At 35.7% G+C, this 23,320-nt stretch carries 6 protein-coding genes and 4 pseudogenes; 8 read left to right on the forward strand and 2 right to left on the reverse strand.

Annotation, left to right across the window (positions count from 1 at the left end):
* Positions 1-231: 231 nt before the first annotated feature.
* Together MOF34_RS20965 and MOF34_RS20970 are read right to left on the reverse strand one after the other, a co-directional pair.
* Positions 232-420: a zinc-ribbon domain-containing protein gene (locus MOF34_RS20965; protein ID WP_419901026.1), complete on the reverse strand. Its 189-nt coding sequence runs from the start codon at positions 418-420 to the stop codon at positions 232-234.
* 1,163 nt (positions 421-1,583) lie between these two features.
* A pseudogene (locus MOF34_RS20970) lies at positions 1,584-1,721 on the reverse strand (Mu transposase domain-containing protein); the annotation flags it as partial.
* A 363-nt stretch (positions 1,722-2,084) separates the two neighbouring features.
* On the opposite strand from MOF34_RS20970, the gene MOF34_RS08380 reads away from it, so the two are divergent.
* The 8 genes and pseudogenes from MOF34_RS08380 to MOF34_RS08405 all read left to right on the forward strand — a co-directional run bounded on the left by MOF34_RS08380 (position 2,085) and on the right by MOF34_RS08405 (position 23,320).
* Positions 2,085-2,690: a TetR/AcrR family transcriptional regulator gene (locus MOF34_RS08380; protein WP_268399751.1), complete on the forward strand. Its 606-nt coding sequence runs from the start codon at positions 2,085-2,087 to the stop codon at positions 2,688-2,690.
* 749 nt (positions 2,691-3,439) lie between these two features.
* Positions 3,440-4,117, forward strand: a complete 678-nt coding sequence (locus tag MOF34_RS08385; protein ID WP_268399752.1) for an MBL fold metallo-hydrolase — start codon at positions 3,440-3,442, stop codon at positions 4,115-4,117.
* A gap of 11 nt (positions 4,118-4,128) precedes the next feature.
* Positions 4,129-5,100: an acyltransferase domain-containing protein gene (locus MOF34_RS08390; protein ID WP_268399754.1), complete on the forward strand. Its 972-nt coding sequence runs from the start codon at positions 4,129-4,131 to the stop codon at positions 5,098-5,100.
* A complete protein-coding gene (gene fabD / locus MOF34_RS08395) occupies positions 5,097-7,379 on the forward strand; it encodes an ACP S-malonyltransferase (RefSeq protein WP_268399756.1) in 2,283 nt (760 codons plus the stop codon). The genes MOF34_RS08390 and fabD overlap by 4 nt, the downstream gene beginning before the upstream one ends.
* A pseudogene (locus MOF34_RS20975) lies at positions 7,372-11,904 on the forward strand (SDR family NAD(P)-dependent oxidoreductase); the annotation flags it as partial. The gene fabD and the pseudogene MOF34_RS20975, both read left to right, overlap by 8 nt.
* A 204-nt stretch (positions 11,905-12,108) precedes the next feature.
* Positions 12,109-13,560, forward strand: a pseudogene (locus MOF34_RS20980) (type I polyketide synthase); the annotation flags it as partial.
* Between the two features lie 72 nt (positions 13,561-13,632).
* Positions 13,633-15,270, forward strand: a pseudogene (locus MOF34_RS20985) (polyketide synthase dehydratase domain-containing protein); the annotation flags it as partial.
* Positions 15,245-23,320, forward strand: a complete 8,076-nt coding sequence (locus MOF34_RS08405; protein WP_268399758.1) for an SDR family NAD(P)-dependent oxidoreductase — start codon at positions 15,245-15,247, stop codon at positions 23,318-23,320. The pseudogene MOF34_RS20985 and the gene MOF34_RS08405, both read left to right, overlap by 26 nt.

Genomic DNA, 23,320 nt, shown 5'->3' on the forward strand with positions numbered 1-23,320 from the left:
TCAAAAACGGGGGTCAGTCCCCTATGGCATGGCGTTTTTATTTTGTCTACACGCACGATTTTACCCATAAAAATAGTGTGCGGAAGTGTTGCTGCGTGGCAAAACGTTGGAATAATGATTTAAATTGAGAACGTGATTAAAGCCATGAAAATGGCTAACATTAAGCCCGTAAGTATTAACACACGGCTAACGGCATTAAGGGCGTTATTTAAATTGGCTAAACAAACGCCGTTACATTAAAGTTAACCCTATGCAAGAAGATAGTATGTTAAAGCACCGTAAGGAAGTTATAGCATTGTTACCAGCACCATATGGACAGGATTGTCCCTTAATCCTTCTGCTTATAATTGCGTTCAATTTTTCTGAACAGGTTTTACATTTCCACGAAACACGTGCACTTAGCTTGGTGAAAAATCTCAAGCGGATAATCCTTCATTTCTTTCCTTATTCCATACTTCTGCTATAATGGAAACAGAAAAGCTATACTTCTTTCATTTTTTTGCATCTTAGCAGAAGCTTGTATGATTAAATTATCTCATTCTATGTTGATATCCATTTTGTTTAAAGCGGCAGGCATCGAATTCATCAATGGTTTCTATTATCTTTTTATTTATATTAAAAATTCCCTTTGATCATTTATATGGTTTATATTACCATCATTTAAAAACAGCAAAACAAGACGAGGAGAAAAAGTATTAAGAGAAATACTAAACTAGTTCGCATACGAGAAAAGAATGGTTACCTTTTTCTTAAATAATAGAACAGACTTTGGTGAAAGGATGTTCCATAACCAAAATTACATTTAGAACATCCCCTTCCACGTCTTCTGTTATCAATACTTGCTTCTTATTAATGATGACATTCCTGACATTTCCACCAAACTTTTTTCCTGATACAGTAGATATCTTAATTGGATCGATTGTTTTGTTTTTTGTAGGATGCCATTGAGACATTAAATAATGTAACAATCATTGGGAGTCAGGCTATAATTCCATTCCATAGCTAGATCAAGTCTCTTAGTCTTTAAAAATCTCATAATCTACCAAAAGGTTGAATCGATCGAAAATCCATCCTTTGAAATTTTTTCCTTGTTGCTTGATATAATTCTGCCATTATACCCATTTTAATTACAGTCAACTTACGTAACGTTTCTTGATTCATTATTATTTATTCCCCCAAAGCACTTAGCTCTACGTACAAATGCATAGTTATTGCTGTTGGTTTGATCACTATTTTGTATCTGTCTTTTGATTTTGTTTTCGATTATCTTCTTTCTAACACTCTTTAGGTTTGTTGATATTGTTTGTGCTGCTTTCTCGGGTTCATCTTTTGGGTATTTTCTTGATAGATTTGTTAATCTACTAAGGTATTTATTACTTTTTTTCGACATTCATTTCTAAGATATAAGAAATGAATTGCACCACAGAAGTTCCAATCGTCTCTGCCCATGCGCAATTTATTTCATGGATGTGTTCTGGATATAATCGATGATTATCAGGCATTTGGTCAATGTTTGTAGAATATGACCTTTCTCACCATTTTGTCTTTTATGGGATGCAATTCGAGCTTTTTTGAAGTGAACATCAGTTTGATCCGTTGTTAGTCAAACATCGACCATACTCACGGACGTAATCATATGGAACTGAATAATACATTCGATCAACTTGGATGTGATAGTTCAGTTGAACTTTTGCTGATCTCCAATCCGGAAATTTGTAACGTGTTTGAGGAAGCTGTGAAGGTAGAAATTATTCTTCCCCAAACACTTTTTGCGAGAATCTGATCTTTTTTGGATATGTAAATGCATTTCGTTGTCCTCTATAAAACTTGAAAAGTATTTTTAGAAGTAGGAATAAAGGTTTTATATTAGTAATTATTTAACTTAAAGCTATTTTATAATTTCTTTATGAGTAACAAGCCATGTTTTGAGCTGATTAAAAACAGGTAGTATGTTGACAATAGCGTATGATGAACGTATTATGAACATATGAGGATTGTGATTATATATTCATATAAATGAAATATATTGGGACTATCTTTAGTTGAAAATAAGATTATCTCCAAATGTAGAGGAGGGAAAATATATGGCAAGAGGTTTTACCCATCATGAGAAAGAAGCCATTCAAGAGACTTTGTTAAAGCAGGGTCAAGAGCATTTTATCCGTTATGGTTTTAAAAAGACAAATATAAGTGAACTGTCAAAGTTAGCTGGGATTGCTCAAGGTACCTTTTATAAATTTTACGATTCAAAAGAAGCCCTATTTTTTGATATATTAAATAAGGAAGAAGCTAAGGTTAAAAAAATACTATTAGATGAAAATATGACGGGAGGCGAGATAACTCGTGCGTCCTTTAAAAAGTTCTTGATGAAAGCGTTGGATCTAATTGATAATAATCCTTTCATTCAGATGATATTTATTGGTGGTGAATATGATAATCTTTTCAGAAGACTGTCACCTGATCAGATGCAAAATCATATTGACCGAGACGAGAAACAACTTATTCCTCTTGTGGAAATGTGGCAAGAAAGTGGTAGGTTAGTGCAGGAGGAACCACATGTTATCGTTGGGACTTTGCGTGCATTCTTTCTGTTATTCTTACATAAGAAAGATATAGGTGAGGAGATTCATGATCAGACTATGGAGTTTATGGCCACATGCCTATCTAATAGTTTAATATTTGAAGATTGATAATACTCCAGAAACAGGTATAAAATGTATAATAAAGTGAATGTCCCAATAAAGCTGGTTAAAATAATATAATATTCAATTTGAAAATCCTGGGTATAACTTCAACGGTCTCTATACAGTATTAGCTTTTTAGTCTTATCTTTAATTGTCCATATTAAACATAAGATGGAAGTTTGGATGAATATAGTAAAGTAGCCATGAACTTTATGTTTACATCAATCATGTTTTATTATATGGATAATTAAAGATAGATATAAGGTCTTCATTGCCGGATAGCTGGAAGAGCAAAAGAACTAATCAGGTAAGAGTTTGAAGCAAAAAGGATTACACTTGAACAGGGTAGTATTGAATAAATTCATACTCATTATTACTGCTAGAACACCAAGTTTAGCGCTAGTTAAATATTGCGATAACTTAAAGGACGATCATCAAGATTACTGAGATGAATTTTCAGAAATGAAGAAAAAATTGAGAACAACACCACTTATGAGTAAGAGGTTACTTTTGTGCCAGTAGGAACTGTGGCAGAAGAAACAACCCGTAACTACACTGCTAATCAGCTCCATGACATAAAGATGAAATATTCAAGATTGATAAATGATTTCAGTCAGTCTTAGAGTATGTTTTAGCATATGGACTTTATATAGTTATTTAGTTGGAGAACGATAGTCGTCGGCATTTATGTCTAAGTCTACCTGCTTTAGTAGGTAGACATTTAAATAGGATGAGATTGAAAAAAGGTGTTGTATATGCTAAATACGTATAAATTAACGCAATTGAAATCAAAAACTTCACTTTTTAAAAACTATATTTATATTATTAGTGATAAAAATACCAAAAATGCGGCTATCATTGATCCAGCATGGGAAGGGGAGGTTATTTATGATGCCCTTGATGCTCTCGGTGTAAAATTAACAACTATTTTATTAACTCATTCTCATTATGATCATGTAAATATGGTTAACCCCATTCTTGAGAAATATTCACCTCAGGTATACATGTCTCAAAGGGAGATAGAAATTTATAATTTTAGATGTGATAATCTACATCCCCTCCAAGATATGCAATATCTGAAACTTGGTGATACTGAAATATTATGTCTATTAACCCCTGGCCATACTGCTGGAGGAATGTGTTTCTTGTTATCAGATCATATTATAACAGGGGATACAGTTTTTATTGAAGGATGTGGCAAATGTAATACTGACGGTGGATCAGCAGAAGACATGTTTAATAGCTTCCAAAAGCTGAGAAATATGGTTCCTTTAGATGTCCGAGTATGTCCAGGTCATTCTTATGGGAAAGAAGCCGGGTTAACGTTTAAAGAAGTCCTAGAATACAATCTTTATTTTCAGATTAGTAAGAAAGAACATTTTGTAAGGTTTAGGATGCGTAAGTATCAAACTGGATTGTATGAGTTTAAGTAGGGGGGAATAATATGGAACAACGTGTTGTTTTTATGTTCTCAGGTCAAGGTTCACACTACTACCAGATGGGCGAACGACTGTTCAATCACAATAATACTTTTCGTGAAGTGATGATCGAGCTTGATGGGATGGTTAAGAAGCTGATTGGTGAATCTATTATTAAAAAAATATATCAGAAAAATAAGGGAATGATGGATTCGTTCGATCGTCTCATTTATACCCATCCAGCGATTTTTATGGTTGAATATTCATTAACTCAAATGTTGATACAAAAAGGAATAAAGCCAGACTGTGTTTTGGGCGTTAGTTTGGGGGAATATTCCTCTGCTACCATAGCGGGAATATTAAACGTCGACGAAGCATTGGAATCAATTATCGTACAAGCTAATGCGGTTGAAAGAACGTGTCCTGCTGGCAAGATGCTGGCGGTACTAGGTCCCTTCAGTATTTTTGAAGACCCTAAGGTGAATCAAAATAGTGAACTAGTTTCAATTAATTATGATTCTCATTTTGTCATTTCTGGTGAAAGTAGAAAGCTTGATAAAATCGAGCAATATTTACATAATAAAGGAATATATATAAGTAGATTACCAGTTTTGTTCGGCTTCCATTCATCAGCTATTGATCCTATTTCTCAACAATTCAAAAACTACTTAGACTATAAATCTATTCAATTACCACAGATTGATTTTATTTCCGGATTATATGGCGAAAAAATGGAACAAATCAATACTGATTATTTGTGGGACGTCATTAGACAACCAATGAAATTTTCTGAGGCTATTCGTTTTCTTGAAGACAAGTGTGACCATTTATATTTGGATGTCGGTCCTTCAGGTACCTTATCGAATTTTGCTAAACATCATATTAATTGCCATTCACACTCAAATACGTATAGTATTATGACTCCTTTCAAAAGAGAATTACACAATTTGGAATATTTTGAAAATGAAATAATACGAGAAAGGATGGGGAAGAGATGAAAGCGTTTATTTTCCCTGGTCAAGGTGCGCAGAAAAAGGGCATGGGTGCCGGTTTGTTTGAACAGTTTAAAGGCAAGGTAGCATTAGCTGATCGAATATTAGGTTATTCTATTGAAGAGCTTTGTTTAGAGGATCCACAAAATGTACTAGGGCAAACTCAATATACACAACCCGCTCTTTACATTATAAATGCCTTTCATTATTTTAATAAAGTCGATGATTCAGGGCAGCTACCTGATTTTGTTGCGGGTCATAGTTTAGGAGAATATAACGCTTTATTAGCCGCCGGAGCTTTTGATTTTGAAACAGGGTTAAAACTTGTGAAAAAAAGAGGCGAACTGATGAGTCAAATCTCTGGAGGAGGTATGGCTGCTATAGTGGGACTAAACGTGGAACGTGTGGAGCAACTACTTCGAGAAAACTATATACAAAATATTGATATTGCTAACTATAACACACCTTCTCAAACGGTTATTGCTGGACCAATTGAAGATATTGATCGAGTAAAACCCATTTTTGAAGATGCTGGCGGGATATATATTACCTTAAAAGTAAGCGGTGCTTTTCATTCAAGATATATGAATAAAGTAAAGGAAAAATTGTTAGTATATTTAGATGGTTTTGAATTTGACGATCTAAATATACCCGTCATTTCCAATATTCATGCTCAGCCCTATCGTACCAATGAAATCAAAACAAACTTAATTGAACAAGTTGATCATCCTGTAAAGTGGACGGACAGCATCCGATATCTTCTTGGACATGGCAATATTGAGATTGAAGAGGTAGGGCCAGGTCAAGTTCTTTCTAATATGGTTAAGGGAATCAAGAAGGAAGCAAAGCCGTTAATAATACCAGAAAAAACAAAACCAAAGCTAGATAAAGAACCACAAAAACAACAAGCGATTATTACCGCATCCTCCTTGGGAAGTGAAAGTTTTAAAAATGACTACAACATTAAGTATGCTTATGTTACGGGATCAATGTACCGAGGTGTAGCATCTAAGGAATTAGTGGTCCGTATGGGTAAAACAGGGTTGATGGGATATTTCGGATCCGGTGGGTTGAAAAAGTCTGAGATAGAAGATGCTATTTTATATATAAAACACGAATTAAAAAATGGACAAGCTTACGGTATCAATCTTTTATCAACACCTGATAATCCTCAAAAAGAACAAGATATCGTGGATTTATTGCTTAAATATAATGTTAAAAATGTAGAAGCTGCAGCTTATATTAGTATGGGGCCTCAACTAGTCAGATATAGAGCTCATGGATTAGTTAGAGATAGAGATGGAAAAGTAATATCAACTAATAGGATTTTAGCTAAGGTATCTCGTCCAGAAGTAGCTGAAGCATTTTTGAGTCCTGCCCCAGAGAGAATTGTACAAAGATTACTTCAGCAAAATGTCATCACACAGCAACAAGCTGCTATGTTGAAGGAAGTTCCGATGGCAGATGATATTTGTGCGGAAGCGGATTCAGGTGGGCATACAGACCATGGAGTGGCATTTGTTTTACTACCAGGTATGTTACGTTTGCGAGATGAAATGATGAAAAAGTATCAATATACAAAGAAAGTAAGGGTTGGGGCTGCTGGAGGAATTGGAACAGCGGATGCCGCCGCTGCAGCCTTTATACTAGGGGTAGACTTTATTGTAACAGGTTCGATTAACCAATGCACGGTAGAATCAGGTACGAGTGACGAAGTAAAAGATATGTTAAATAACATGGATATTCAAGATACGGCGTCTGCACCTGCAGGTGATATGTTTGAAATAGGTGCACGTATTCAAGTGTTAAGAAAGGGGCTATTTTTTCCAGCAAGAGCAAACAAACTGTATGACTTGTATCGTAGTCATCAATCTTTGGAGGAGATTGACGAACATACGAAGGTACAAATCCAAGAAAAATATTTTAAAAGAAGTTTTGAAAGTATATACGAAGAAGCTAAGAAAAAGATGCGTCCTGAGGTAATTGTCAAGGCAGAACGTAATCCCAAAAGTAAAATGGCGCTGGTTTTCAAATGGTATTTCAATCATACCTCACAACTCGCCTTAAATGGTGATCCAGACCATAGAGTAGATTATCAAATACACACGGGGCCAGCGTTAGGAGATTTTAACAGATGGGTAAAAGGAACTGCATTGGAACATTGGAAAAACCGTAATGTTGACATTATAGCCGAAAAAATTATGGAAGATACGGCGAAAATACTGAATGAACGGTTTAAACTCTTGACCGAGACAGGTAATGGAGGGGGTGAACTTTATGCATGAATATACAGGGGATATTGCAATAGTAGGTATGGCTTGTCGTTTTCCTGATGCGATTAACTATAACCAGTTTTGGAATAATATTCGGAACGGGGTTCAGTCTGTAAAGGATATCCCTCAGGAAAGATGGGATAACGACCAGTTTTATTCGGATGATATAAACACTCCAAATAAGATGAATATTCGTCAAATGGCCATGCTAGAGGGAATTGATTTGTTCGATCATAATTTCTTTAACACTTCCCCAAGAGAAGCGAAGAATATGGATCCGCAACAAAGAATATTATTGGAAGAAGCGTGGCATTGCATAGAAGACTCAGGAATTTCACTAGAATTGTTGCAACAAGCAGTTACTTCGGTGTTTGTAGGTGTCATAAATACTGAATATCGTCATATTATTACCGAAAATGAAGCAGATATTGACAGTTACATGAACCTGGGGACGTTAGAATCTGTATTGGCCAATCGTATATCTCACATATTCAATTTTAGTGGGGCAAGTATGCCAGTAAACTCAGCTTGTGCTGCTTCTCTAGTTGCTGTGCATGACGCAATGAGATCGTTGAGGTTAGGAGACAGTGATTATGCACTAGTAGGAGGAGTTAACGTAGCATTAGATCCAGGTAGATACATTTCCTATAGTAAGGCTAGAATGTTAAGTCCGGATGGAAAATGTAAAACGTTTGATAAAGATGCTAATGGTTTTGTGCCGGGTGAAGGTGTTGGGGTTCTTCTTTTGCAACGCTTAGAGAATGCGCAATCACAAGGTAATTACATATATGGAGTTCTAAAAGGATCAAATGTAAATCATTCAGGAAAAACAGCATCAATTACAGCTCCAAGTGTTGCGGCTCAGAAAGATCTAATATTGGGAGCATATGAAGATGCAAAAATCAGTCCTGATACCGTCTCATATATCGAAGCACATGGAACAGGGACTAACTTGGGAGACCCAATTGAGATGGAGGCACTGATCCAATTGTTCCAGGAATATACGAATCGAAAGCAATATTGTAAAGTCGGGTCAGTAAAAACAAACATTGGACATTTGGAGTCTGCATCAGGAATAGCAGGGCTTATTAAAGTGGTAATGATGATGCGTTATAGAAAAATAGCTCCTACGTTAAATTGCAATAACATAAATCCGATTATTGATTTTGAATCTTCGCCATTTTGTTTAGCCAATGAGCTAGTTGATTGGCATCCTACACAAGGACACTTACCCCTTCGGGCAGGAGTGAGTTCGTTCGGTTTTTCAGGGGTCAATTCCCATGTACTTGTTGAAGAATATACAAATCATGCAATTACTAAAGTTACAGAAAAAGACGATGAAATCTTTATATTATCAGCTAAAACGGCTAAAAGCTTGGAAGGGCAAATTGAAGAATGGCAATCATTTGTTGAAGAAGATATATTTAAAAACAATAATTTGAAAGATATTTGTGCCACTTTACAAACAGGGAGAGGGGCTTTTGCATACCGATATGGGGTTCAGATTAATAGTAAGGATGAGTTAATGTCTCAGCTAAAAAACGCGACTATATCTAATGTAGAAGATAAACCATGGCACTTATGCATAGGGGAAGTCGACTTAACGGGGTATTCAGAAGAGATTGAAAAACTTATTAATGGTAACTATAGGTTTAATAAACACTTGACTCATGTCTTATCACTGGTAGATAGCAAAGAATTCTGGAATAAACATTGGAGAAATGAAGTTCGTTCACAATATTCGTTTGCAGTATATTATGCATATGTACAAATGTTGATGGAAATCGATTTTATACCTGATTTGATTTCATCGAAGCAAAGTGGTTTATGGGTTAGTATGGCCATAAGCAATATTTTGAAATTAGAAGATGTTTTGGATATATTAAGTGGTAAAAAGGGAGAAGAAAAGGTGGCATTTTATCGGCCAACAATGCCTTTTTATGATTCGGTCGATAAAAAAGTTGTTTTGCCATGGCATTTTAATGAGGATTACTTACTACAGCTGCGATCAAGGCTATTCGAAGATGAAAACTTATACCTTAAATATGTACCAACATATATTGAAAAAGCTCGGCTACTCTTAACAAGTCAGTTTACTTTCAAAAGATACATTGAAGAATGGAATGAATATACGAAAAAAGAATTGGGATTGGATCTTATCCTGTTTTTATATGATGATTCATTACTTCATGTTAAATCTAAGGAAAAAGGTATTAAAAGATTATTGTTGATGACCATCATGAGTTCATTAAATAAGTTGAATCTTAAATGGGGTTTATCAGAAAAAAAGCAATTTGAACATGATGCTTTTTATGAATTACTTCATTTAACTATTGATGAAGTGTTAACAAAACAGAGGTTTCTTCAATTTCTTATGGGTTCAAATATACATTACAGAGAGATTGCCGAATCACTAAACGAACGCCAAAGTAATCTGAATAGAGATCGTGAATACCCTTTGGCTAAAGCATTAAATAAGAGGGTTACGGAATTTGGTAATGCTTCTAAATGGTTGTTAAGTGCAATTTCTGAAACAAACATTCACGTTAATGAAGATATGCACAATATTGTACTGGTAAACCATAATAATAGAACCTATGATTCGGTTAGTTGTGGGATTAACCTGAATATGAAATCTACATTTCTTCAACTTTGGCAGAAAGGGGTTAACATAGAATGGAATAGACTCTATGAACAAGAGGACTTCCAAAAAGTACCGTTACCTGTCTATAACTATACACGTCGATCATTCTGGCCATCTAATGGTAATAAATCTGTTCCTCAACCAATTAAAAAAGATAGTCCAAATGACGGGCATTCAGTTAGGACATATTATCAAACAATATGGAAGGAAACTGATTTAAGGGCTGAGATGTCCCCTGACAAGTTTAAGGGTACCTTGCTCTTATTTGATGATCAGACTAAATTGTTTGATACGTTAGATGAACAACTAAAAAGTAATTTAGAAGCGCAAATTATTCTTGTTCAACCAGGAACTAAATTTGTGGATAAAGGAAATAATAAATATGAAATAAACCCAATGCAACAAGAAGATTTTACACAATTATTTAATCACCTAAAACAAAGGATGCTCATTCCTTCCGCATTTATTCATCAAACGTCTTATACTACATCCTTTGCTGAAGAAAATATATTACGCCAACAACTTTATCTAGGGTTTTATCCATTATATTACATGACCCAAGCATTTATGAATTACAAACTAGATAAAATCACACTACTAACTTTGTCAGCAAAGAATACTTTTCATCCACAGCCTCAGCATGAAGCTTTAAGCAGCTATATTAAAACAATTCAACAAGAAAATCCATCGTATACATGTAAATATGTACAGATTGATAGTTCATATGAACTGGCAGATTGGAGTCATATTATTTGGAATGAATTATTCATTTCCGGGGATACGGCCAATCATATTCAATACACAAAAAATAAGCGGTTAATAAAAAGATTTGAAGAAGTGGAAGTTGAAAATCAACGAACCTCACATATTCAACTTCACGAGGATGGAGCATATATCATTACAGGAGGTCTAGGTGGGCTGGGATTAATCATTGCCGAGCATCTGACCAAACAATCAAAAGTATCGTTAGTACTGACTGGGCGCTCTCCTTTAGATAAAGTAAAGGAACAACAGATAGATAAATTAAGAAGACTTTGTACTAATGTTACCTATATTCAGGCAGATGTTTCGGATAAATCTGATGTAATTAAGTTAATAAAACAAGTCAAAAAACAATTTAATTGTATTCGAGGTATTATACATTCTGCTGGTTTACATAAAAGCGGAATAATTATGAAAAAGACTATTGATGAAATAGAAGAGGTACTTGCACCAAAAGTCTGGGGTACCTTTTACCTCGATGCATACACAAAAGATGAGCCATTAGATTTTTTTGTTATGTTTTCTTCTATAGTTAGTGTCGTAGGGGAAGTTGGTTTAAGTGACTATGCTTATGCTAACAGCTTTATGGATCACTATACAGAATGGCGAGATATGCAACGGCAAAAACAGCAACGTTCAGGAAAAACACTATCAATTAGTTGGCCAATATGGGAGGAAGGGGGAATTCAATTATCAAAGATTGTAAATCAACAATTTTTCGAGCAAACAGGTCTTAACCCTCTCCCTGCACAACAGGGCACTCAGTTTTTTCATAATCTAACATTTAACGCAGCAACTTCTACTCATTGCTTAGTAGGCTATGGTGATAAAAATAAGGTTCAATATTTTTTGGATAAACATTTTGGTCAAGAAAAAGTACTTGTTCCAGAAGAACAACAAGTACAACATGAACAGGTAGATTTAGATTTATTGTATGAAAAAACTTCACATTTATTAAAGACAATCATTGCGGAAGAATTGGGTGTAGCAGTCGAAGAAATAGACTTGGAAGTAACTTTTGAGGAATATGGTATCGACTCGATTATGATTCACCATTTTAATGCAAGATTAGAAAGTGAATTTGGTTCCATTTCAAAAACTCTGTTTTTTGAGTATCGATGCTTGAAAGATTTGATTGATTATTTTGTACAAAATAATGTGCAATTACTCGTTTCTCACTTTGGTTTAAACATAGAAGAATCTTTAGTAAATATTGAAGAACAACAGGTAATAGTTAATTCTGAGATTCAGAATGATAAGGCGTCTGAAGCGCAAATACAAAAAGCAGAGCATGATGAAAGGTCAAAAGTACCTATTAATAAGAGATATCAAAATGATGATATTGCAATTGTAGGTGTAGCTGGACGTTATCCAGGAGCTAATAACCTAGATGAATTTTGGAATAATCTTGTTTCAGGTAAAGACTGTATTACTGAGATTCCTATTAGTCGTTGGGACTACCGAGACTATTATGATCCTAACCCTGATAAAGCAGATGAGGGAAAAATATACTGTAAGTGGGGTGGATTCCTTGAAAATGTTGATTTTTTTGATCCCTTGCTTTTTAATATTTCGCCTCGTGAAGCAGAAAGAATGGATCCCCAAGAGCGCATATGGCTACAAACTGTATGGTCCACACTAGAGGATGCAGGATATACTCGGGATCAACTTCGAAAATATGTTGATCACAAAGACCAAGCAGATATAGGTGTTTTCGTTGGTGTAACCACCAATTCTTATCAATTGATTGGTCTAGAGTCTTGGCGAAATGGAGATAATCGTATTCCGCATTCCTTGCCATGGTCACTAGCAAATCGTGTGTCATATATTTTTAACTTCAATGGACCAAGCATGCCTGTTGATACAGCATGTTCATCGTCACTTACTGCCATTCATTTAGCATGCGAAAGTATACGTAAAGGAGAAAGTTCAGTTGCAGTGGCTGGAGGAGTAAATTTATTGCTTCATCCTATGGAATATGCCTTTAGATGCCAAAAAAGAATGCTTTCTCCAACAGGTAGATGTCACAGCTTTGGGGAAAAGGGAGACGGCTATGTGCCGGGTGAAGGGGTAGGCGCTATCTTGTTAAAACCACTACATGATGCAGTTGCAGATGGTGATCATATTTATGCAGTAATAAAGGGGACTGCGATTAATCATGGTGGTAGAACAAATGGGTATACTGTTCCAAACCCAAAGGCTCAAGCAGATGTTATTACTCAGGCACTAGAGAAATCTAATGTAGATCCCCAGGAAATCAGTTATATAGAGGCACATGGGACAGGGACATCATTAGGTGATCCAATTGAAATCACCGGTTTAACACAGGCATTTAATTCTTATACTGGGCTTAAACAATATTGTTCTCTCGGCTCGGTAAAATCAAATATTGGTCATTTGGAAGCTGCAGCTGGGATATCCGGTCTAACTAAAATTTTGTTACAAATGAAATATAAACAGTTAGTTCCAGCTCTTCATGCAGAAAAAATTAATCCGAATATCGATTTACAAAATACGCCTTTTTATGTACAAAAACATTTCACCGAGTGGAAGCAACCTGTCATAACACAAGACAATGAAACCAAAATATATCCACGCATAGCTGGAATAAGTTCTTTTGGAGCGGGGGGAGCCAATGCCCATGTTATTTTGGAAGAATATAGTGTGGCTGATTCAAACATCTTGAGCAGGAATAATACGCATTCTTCATACGTTATTGTTCTATCATCTCAAAACGAGGACCGATTAAAGGAAAACGTGAAAAGCCTTTATCAATTTCTCGCTAGAGAATTAGACAATGTACCACATGCAATCGATAAGAATGATTTGATTCATCGTATTGATCAGGACTTGTTAGATATTTTTGAAGAAATATTTAACGTGAGCAAAGAATCCTTGCCTGAATTAGATTTTGGTGATTATTTTGTTGATCCTATTCACTTAAAGCAATTGGCAGACCGTATGAATGAAGAATTTGGTTTTGAAATATCGCCTTCACTTTTTTCTGAATTTAATGTGCTGAGGGATCTTGCGGAATATTTATACACTGAGTATAAAACAAAACTTCAATCATATTACAAAGATAATTTATTGAATAATAAAAATGTAAAAACAGCAGATCGTATAAGCCTAGCTGATGTCGCCTACACATTACAGGTTGGCAGAGAAGAAATGGATGAACGCTTTGCTGTAGTTGTTTCCGATATGGAAGATTTAATGGAGACCTTATATGAATTTTATAATGGTCGTACTCTGCCAAAAGTATATAGGGGAGATGTTCAACGGGATAAAAAACGTTTTAGTCTTTTAACCACAGGCAGGGCAGGGAAAGAATTTTTAAAAATTATTGTCCAAGATAATGAATGGGATCAATTGGCTAAGTTATGGGCTTCCGGAATTAAAATCAACTGGGAACTGCTTTATTCTAAATATCAACCGAAACGAATATCTTTACCAAGCTATCCGTTTGCACAGGAGAGCTATTGGTTGAGAAATCAAAAGTCACACAGCACTAATCAAGTACAAAAATTACACCCGCTTTTGGATCGAAATTTGTCCCATTTTTATGGACAGAAATATAGTACGACATTGCAAAAAAATAAATTTTTTGTTTCGGATCATGTAATTATGGGGGAGAATGTATTTCCTGCGGCTGCCATGTTGGAAATGGCTCGAGCAGCTGGGGAGTTTGCGGAAGATAGAAAAGTGCATAAGATTACAAATGTTGTTTGGCCAGAGCGGATAACAGTCGGGCAGGAACACCAAAAAGTTTATATTGGATTACGTACTAATGATGAAGGTGGTGCGGACTTTAAAATTACTTCATCGGAGCGTAACACTACGGAGCACCTTCACTCAGAAGGTAGAATAGAATTTTCTGAAGAAAACGGATCATCAAGCGAATTTATTGACATAGAAGCAATTAGCAACAGATGTACACAAAAAATATTTAAACAGCAATATTACAATCGTTTAAATGAAATCGGACTACAGTACGGCCCATGCTTCCAAGCGATTCAATCGGTTTCTTATGGAAAAAACGAAGCTATTGCACATCTACTTTTACCAGACGAACTTTCTAATAATCCTGAATCAAGTCTTGAAAGTTTAGTGTTGCATCCTTCTTTAATAGATGGGGCTTTACAATCATCTTTAGTATTACTTAACGAAGCAATGATAAATCATACAGTACTGCCTTTTGCTATCGGTGAAATGAAGATCATCCGACCACTAAAAGAGGAATGCTATGCTTATGCAACCTTGCATGAAAAACAGCTAGGAAATGGTATATACAGAATGAATGTAAATATTACGGATCAGCAGGGACAGATATTAGTAAAAGTACAAGATTTTACACTTAGAATATCTCGTCAAGGTGTAAAGAAACGTGAAGAAGTATTGAAACTATTCCAAAGTCTAGAACGGAATGAAATAGATATCGCTGATGTTGAACGTTTAGTGGAGGGATACTATGAAAAATCATATGTATTTGAATAGGCGAGAGATATTAGAAAAAATTAAAAATCGTCAAATTACCCCAGAAGAGGGGATAGAGTTGTACGAACAGTTGTACACTCAAAATCACGTTACCTCTAATAGTGATCAAACAATATATTATCGTACGGATTGGAAAAAGTCACAAATTCAATCCTCGGTAAAAAAGAAACATGTAGAGGGGCCAACGCTCATTTTTGATAGAAATACGGATTTATTTGATCAATGGAATCAAGAAAATGTGGAACGTGAGCATCAGGTTATTCTAATTACTCCATCTGAAAGTTATAGGGCCGTTAATAGAATTCATTATCAAATAAATCCATTTGATAAAAGGGATTATCAGAAATTATTAGCAGAATTAAGTAGTTATCACAATCAGCCAACTCAAATTATTTATAATTGGTCTATAAATGAACCGTTATTTGATAAGACTAAAGAATTTTATCCGGTTTTTTATTTATCACAAGTCTTGATAGAACAGAAATTGAACAAAGAGGTAACTTTACTTTATTTTTATTCAAATGAGCAGGGACAAAATCCTCAATGTGCAGCAATAAGTGGTTTTGCTCAAACAGTACGCCTAGAATATCCTTTACTTAAAATTAAAACAATTGAACTAGGTGAAAATACCTTTAAGATAGCTACACAGTTGTACGTCAAGGCAAAGAACGAGTTTCAGGCCGGTGATTCCATAGTTATCTGTTATAAAGGAAATTACCGTTATATAAGGATCCTAAAAGAATACCAAATCGAGAAGGGACAACCCACTACTTCAGCATTTAAAGAAAATGGAGTTTATCTTATAACCGGTGGGGCCGGGGGGTTGGGATTGACTTTTGCAAAGTATATAGCAGAGAAAATTAAAGTAAAGTTGGTTTTGGTAGGCCGTTCTTCACTTACTCAAGAATTAAAGAAAAAAATTCAAGTTATAGATAATTTTGGTTCAGAAGTTATGTATATTCAGGCTGATATTTCTAGGTGGGAAGAGACCGAGGAAGTCGTTCGTCAAACAAAATTACGATTTGGAAGCATTAATGGTGTTATCCACTGTGCCGGCGTTATTCGGGATTCCTTTATATTGAAAAAAGATGTTCAACAAGTCAAGGAAGTACTATCACCAAAACTACAAGGAACATGGAATCTTGATGAAGCAACAAAGAATCAAGATTTGGACTTTTTTGTTCTCTTCTCATCGATTACTGCTTTGATTGGTAATGTAGGACAAAGCGATTATGCTTACGCAAACCATTTAATGGATCATTTTGTTTATATGCGCTCCCAGGCGAATAGGTCAGGTAAATCACTGACTATCAATTGGCCCTTTTGGGAAGAGGGTGGTATGAGTATCGATCAAGAATTAGTAAAGGATATGTATAACAGAATGGGAATTGTCCCTCTTAAGAAAGATTCTGGACTAAAGGCATTTGAATATGCTATCCAATCATCTGCAACACAAATATTAGTTGTTGAAGGTGATAATCAAAAAATGAAAAAGGCTTTGGAAATGAATTCTTCACATACCATTACACGAGAAAGAAAACAGATATCTACAAAAAAAATTGTACCCAAAGTTGATTTTAAAGGGGACTTGATTCATTACATTAAGAACTTGCTATCAGAAGAAACACAATTTCCAATAAGCAAAATAAACGCTAAATTTCCATTGGAGGAATACGGAATTGATTCTGTTATGGTACTACGCTTAACAAGTGAATTAGAAGACCAATTTGGTAATTTATCAAAAACATTGTTTTTTGAATATCAAACCATCGAAGAATTAGCTACTTATTTTCAAACCTATCATCACGAACGATTGGTTGAAATGTTCGGAGTTAGAACAGAGGAGTCTAAACAATCTGAACAAAGTCAGCCTCAGTATCAACTAGTGACTCACGATGAGATAAGTAGCACAACAGATGAGATAACAAACGATAGCAACTTGTTACATCAGCATCGTTCCAGTGAACAGAATTTGGATCAAATTGATGATGAAATAGCTATAATTGGCGTTAGCGGACGTTATCCAATGGCTAATGATATCGAGGAATTCTGGAATAATTTAAAGAGTGGAAGGGATTGTATTTCAGAGATACCCAAGGAGCGATGGGATTTAAGGAAGTATTACGATCCCGATAAGCATAAAAAAGGAAAATCCTATTCAAAGTGGGGGGGCTTTATTGACAATGTAGACAAATTTGACCCGTTGTTTTTCAATATATCTCCACGTGAAGCAGAATCAATGGATCCACAGGTACGTTTGTTTATGGAAACAGTTTGGAAAACAATTGAGGATGCAGGCTATACAAAGGATTCGTTACGTAATGTGGGGGTTTATGTGGGTGTTATGTACGGACACTATCAATTATTCGGCGTAGACGGAAGACGGAATAATATGGACTATGTTCCAGACTCAACGTTTTCCTCTATAGCCAATCGCATTTCCTATCATTTCAATTTTCAAGGGCCAAGTATGGCAGTAGATACAATGTGCTCTTCCTCTTTGACAGCTGTTCATCTTGCCTGTGAAAGTATTCTCAAAGGGGAATGTGAAGCTGCAATTGCAGGAGGCGTAAATCTAACGATACATCCCAATAAATATCTTCAACTAAGTCAAGGTAACTTTGCTTCAACAGATGGACGTTGTCGAAGCTTTGGAGCAAACGGGGACGGATATGTACCGGGTGAAGGGGTAGGCTCAATCCTATTGAAACCAGTTAAGAAAGCTATAGAAGATGGGGATTATATTTATGCTGTTATCAAAGGAACGACTGTAAACCATGGTGGGAAAACTAATGGCTATACCGTACCTAACCCTAATGCTCAAGCACGTTTGATAGCGAATGCATTAGAAAAGTCAAACATTGATCCAAGGACAATAAGTTATTTTGAGGCACATGGCACAGGAACAGCATTAGGAGATCCAATTGAAATTACGGGATTAACAAAAGCTTTTGAGGAAAAGGCCAGGGACAATGGTTTTTGCTCAATAGGTTCTGCTAAATCTAATATCGGACATTTAGAGGCGGCAGCTGGGATTGCTGGCATCACTAAAGTTCTATTGCAAATGAAATACAAGCAACTGGTACCTTCAATACATTCAGAAGAGCTAAATCCAAATATAGATCTGGATGCCTCTCCTTTTTATATACAGCACAAATTGGAAGAATGGAGACGTCCAATTATAGATGATAATGATGTTGCAAAAACTCTCCCAAGAAGATCTGGTATTAGTTCCTTTGGTGCTGGAGGATCAAATGCGCACATTATTATAGAGGAACACCAAAATCAACATCGTTTATTATCACAAGAAACTGAGCAGGTACCATACCTAATGGTATTATCAGCTAAAAATGAAGCTAGACTTCGTAAGTATGCCCAAATATATACTGAATTTTTAAAAGAAACTTCAAGTTCCCTTCGTGATATAGCATACACTCTACAAGTAGGAAGAGAAGCTATGGAAGAAAGAGTGGCTATGGTTGTCTCTAGTAAGGAGGAATTTGCAGAAAAACTATCTCGCTTTTCTCAAGGTCAAGAGGATATTGAGCAAGTATATCATGGGAATTTAAAGGGGCAGTTAGAAAAGGAAAACATCATTGACGGGGAGGAGGGCGATGCATTTATCCGTTTGATTATAAAAAATCAGAACTTTGTTAAACTAACACAGCTTTGGGTAGCAGGTGAAGAGATTGACTGGAAACTGTTGTATTGGGGGCAAAATCCTTACCGTGTTTCTCTACCTACGTATCCTTTTGCTAGTGAAAGCTATTGGGTTCCCGATGTAGAGGGTGACGAGGAAAAATCTTTAACGGTGAATGGAGAAGTAGGAAAAATACATGAATTGTTGGATGTGAACGAATCTACTTTATATGAACTACGTTTCAAAAAAGTGTTGAAAAGTGATGATCCACTATTAACTGACAATCTCATCCATGGTAATCGAGTGGTTCCAAGTGTTGTCTTTATAGGAATGGCCAAAGTGGCAGGTCAACTCGCATATAGTAATAAACAGGTAACACAGATTCTTAATGTAGAGTTTTCTAACCCACTTGTTATAAACAAAGAAAAACAAGATATATGGGTCAATCTATTTACAGATGATCAGCAAGTATATTTTGAGATTACTACTATGGATGAAGACCAAAAAATCATATGTGCTCAAGGGGAATTAATATATGAGAAACAGGGTCAAAGCAACTCTATCACGAATAGAAGTATTGAAAGTATAAAAGATAGGTTTACGAATCATTTAATTGATAAGGATTTTTACTCCGTATTGGATAAATACAATTTTCATTACGGACCGACGTTTCAGGTCATTAAGGAATATAGATATACGCAAAAGGAATTATACGCTTATTTAGAATTACCACATCTAGTAGAAGAAAAGTTTTCAGTTGATTCTATGTATCTACCATTTATGAAGGGGGCTTTACAAACATTATATGCATGGGTATCAAAGGAGAGGCCTTTAGCTAGGTATTCATACGTGTTGGATTCCTTAGGAAACATTAATATTCTTGCCCCAATGTCTAAAACATGTCACGTTCATGCTGTTTTACTAGAGGAGGAAAGTAGTGAAAGCCTCAAAGTGTTTGATTTGTTTCTATATGATAATACTGGTCAACTTGTACTCAGTATGAAACATGTGAAATTAACTCCTAATCAGGAAATCATTCATCAATCTCCTGAAAAAGAAATGTACATTGAAACAGGTCAGCATATGTTAGTTAAACAATGGAGGGAAAGTAGTGGAAAGCAAAAGCGAACTGAAAAGCATGTAGACTCAGTACTAATCGTTGTTAACGATAGGACCCGGATACTAGGGGAGCAGTTAATTAATCAGTGGTCGGTCAATGGCACAATCTTAGATTATGCAGAATTAGACAATGATATTGGTGAGTCGGAAATATTAAAGCAAAACTTTAATACTGTTGTTGATTTTTCTGATTTGTATGGTTCTACTGAGGACTCAGCTAAGAGAAGTATGGAAAAACTGGTACTATTACAAAATATTATAAAAAACAATCAGCAACAGCCACTTGTTATTTTGCATGCGACAGGGGGATTACAAACCTTCCGAACCCAACATTCAATACTGGCTGGAGCGGAGTTAGCGGGTGTTGTTAAGATGTTAGGGGCTGAATATAGCAAAATACAAGCACGAACTATAGATGCCGATTTTTCCGTGACCGACGTGGATTCCTGGTTAGAAATGCTTACTAATGAAATAGCTATTGTGGATTCAGAAAGTGAAATTTGTTACCGTGACGGAAAAAGATATATCCCGTACATGACTAAGGTCGGAGCCGAACATCAAAAATTGAAAAAGACAAAAATAGACAAAAATAAAGTGTATGTAATTACAGGTGGTACCCGTGGTATAGGGGTGGAGGTGGCAAAACACTTTGTCTCAAAAGGTGCACGTAAATTAGTATTAATGGGGAGACAACAATTCCCACCACGGAATGAATGGAAAAACATATTAGAAGATCAACATGTTGATACGAGTTTGAGCAATAAATTAAGAACAATTTTGGATTTGGAAAGACACGGAACTCATGTCTATTTATATTCCGGCTCATTAACTGAGGAGAGCAACTTAAGATCATATTTCAATGAGATTAGGCAACATGGCGGTGAAATAGGTGGGGTTGTTCACTGTGCAGGAGTTGCGATAAACAATAATCTAGCTTTTATTAATAAGAAAGTAGAAGACATTGAACAAGTTTTCGAACCTAAAGTAAAAGGATTACAAACATTGCATCGGATTTTTGTTGATGATTCACTTGATTTCTTTATTCTCTCTTCTTCTGTCTCAGCACTTATTCCTGTTTTAGGTGTAGGGGTCAGTGATTATGCCGCTGCGAATTCATTTATGGACTATTTTGCGGCTTATCAGCAGAGTCAAGGTTATAACTATTATTTATCGATTAATTGGCCAAGTTGGAAAGAAGTCGGTATGGGAGAAGTCACAAGTTCTGTGTATAAAAATTTAGGTTTGCTCGCTCATTCAACAGTAGATGGATTAGATATGTTGGACAATGCAATGGAATTAAATCAAGAAACTTGTATGCCTTGTCTGGTCAATTTAAATCAATTTGAATTGCAAGATTTACTGTATTTTCAGGGGAGTGAGAATAGCGATAACGATAATAAAACCTTTTCAGTACAAAAAACAAAAGAAGGGAATCATTCGATAAATTCGACAGGTAATTCAACTTTTCAAAAATGGCTGACAGAACTTTTTTCTAAGGAATTACGTATCCCTGAAGAAAAGTTGGAGGCTAATACAGACTTTGGTGAATTTGGCTTAGATTCTATATTACTGGTAGGTATCATTAATAAAGTTGAGAAGAGATTAGATACCAATTTAGATCCTTCAGTATTCTTAGAGTACCCAACATTGAAAAGACTAAGTGAATTTTTAACAAGCAAATACTCAATTCAGATTAATGAAGAAGAGAAAAAACAGAGACAGGGAGATGAAAATGAAACAAGTAAGCGCCAAATGGGTTCTAACTATTATCAAGATATTGAGCTAGATTTTAACAAGAAAGCTCGAAAAACGTTAACCTCCTATTCCCAACGTTCGGATTCCCTTTATAAACTGTCGACCGAAAAGAAATTTATTACTCCGAAAATAGCAGTAATTGGGATAGGGTGTCACTTCCCTGGAGCCAGTAATAAAGAGGCTTTTTGGAATAATTTAATAGAGGGTAAAAGCGGTATAGTAAAGGTACCATCAACGCGTTGGGATGTTGAACAGTTCTATTCCCCATATCATGAAACAGGAAAAAGCATAAGTAAATGGGGTGGATTTATTGATGGAATAGAACTTTTTGATCCAGAATTTTTTGGTTTTAGTCAAGAAAGTGCTGCTCAAGTTGATCCTCTAGTTCGTCAGTTTTTGGAAGTAAGCATTGAGACAATTAGAGATGCCGGATATGAACATAATGAACTTTCCAATAGACGAATTGGTGTGTTTGTTGGATCAAGAGTAAGTGACTATTCATCCCGCATTACCCGCTTAATGAAGAATAGTATTGTAGGAACAGGTCAGAACTTTATCGGGGCCTATGCTTCTCATTATTTTAATTTCAAAGGCCCGAATATTGTCGTTGATACTGCTTGTTCTTCGTCTTTGGTCAGTATACATTTAGCTTGCCAAAGTTTGCTCTCCGGTGAATCTGAAATGGCTTTAGCAGGCGGAGTGGATATTTTACTCGATGAAAATCCTTATCTTGTTCTCAGTGAAGGTCGCGCACTGTCCCCTGATGGAAATTGTCATACTTTTGATGCCAAAGCTAATGGATTTGTTCCAGGCGAGGGAAGTGGTGCTGTTTTACTTAAGCCTTTTGAACAGGCTTTAAAAGATGGTGATCAGATTTATGGTGTCATTGATTCAACAGCTATTAACAATGATGGACGTACAATGGGTGTCACAACACCGAGCGAAGAAGGCCAACGTGCAGTAATATTAGAAGCATTGCATAAAGGAAAGATCAACCCTAATACTATTAGTTATATTGAAACACATGGTACGGGAACGATGATCGGAGATCCAATAGAACTAAAGGCTTTGACAAAAGTATTTCGTGAATTTACTGATGAAAAACAATTCTGTGGGGTAGGAAGTGTAAAAACAAATATTGGCCATCTCTTAAGTGCAGCTGGTATTGCAAGTTTTATTAAAGTTATACTTTCACTACACCACAAAAAGCTTCCACCAACCTTAAATTGTGAAACGCCTAATCCGCGGTTTGAGTTTTCTGAATCACCCTTTTATCCAAATATCGAGTACAAAGATTGGGATGCATTCAACAGCATACGGCGTACAGGCATCAGTTCCTTTGGATTTGGCGGAACAAATGCTCATGTAATTGTTAGTGAACCAGATCAACAGCTACTTGAGCAACATCAACAAAAACGAAAGCCGTTATTGCCCATAGAATTTAACCGAAAGCGATATTGGTTAGAGAAACAACCAGATATTAAGCAAGAAAAAGAGGGGCAGCTTCCTTCATTATTCAAATTTGATATTATTTAG

The organism is Bacillus sp. T17B1 (genome assembly GCF_026796395.1).
Taxonomy (GTDB): Bacteria; Bacillota; Bacilli; order Bacillales; family Bacillaceae; genus Bacillus; species Bacillus spizizenii_A.

Coding starts and splice junctions, on each gene's coding strand:
- MOF34_RS08380 (WP_268399751.1), top strand. CDS start 2,085: ATGGCAAGAGGTTTTACCCATCATGAGAAAGAAGCCATTCAAGAGACT.
- MOF34_RS08385 (WP_268399752.1), top strand. CDS start 3,440: ATGCTAAATACGTATAAATTAACGCAATTGAAATCAAAAACTTCACTT.
- MOF34_RS08390 (WP_268399754.1), top strand. CDS start 4,129: ATGGAACAACGTGTTGTTTTTATGTTCTCAGGTCAAGGTTCACACTAC.
- fabD (WP_268399756.1), top strand. CDS start 5,097: ATGAAAGCGTTTATTTTCCCTGGTCAAGGTGCGCAGAAAAAGGGCATG.
- MOF34_RS08405 (WP_268399758.1), top strand. CDS start 15,245: ATGAAAAATCATATGTATTTGAATAGGCGAGAGATATTAGAAAAAATT.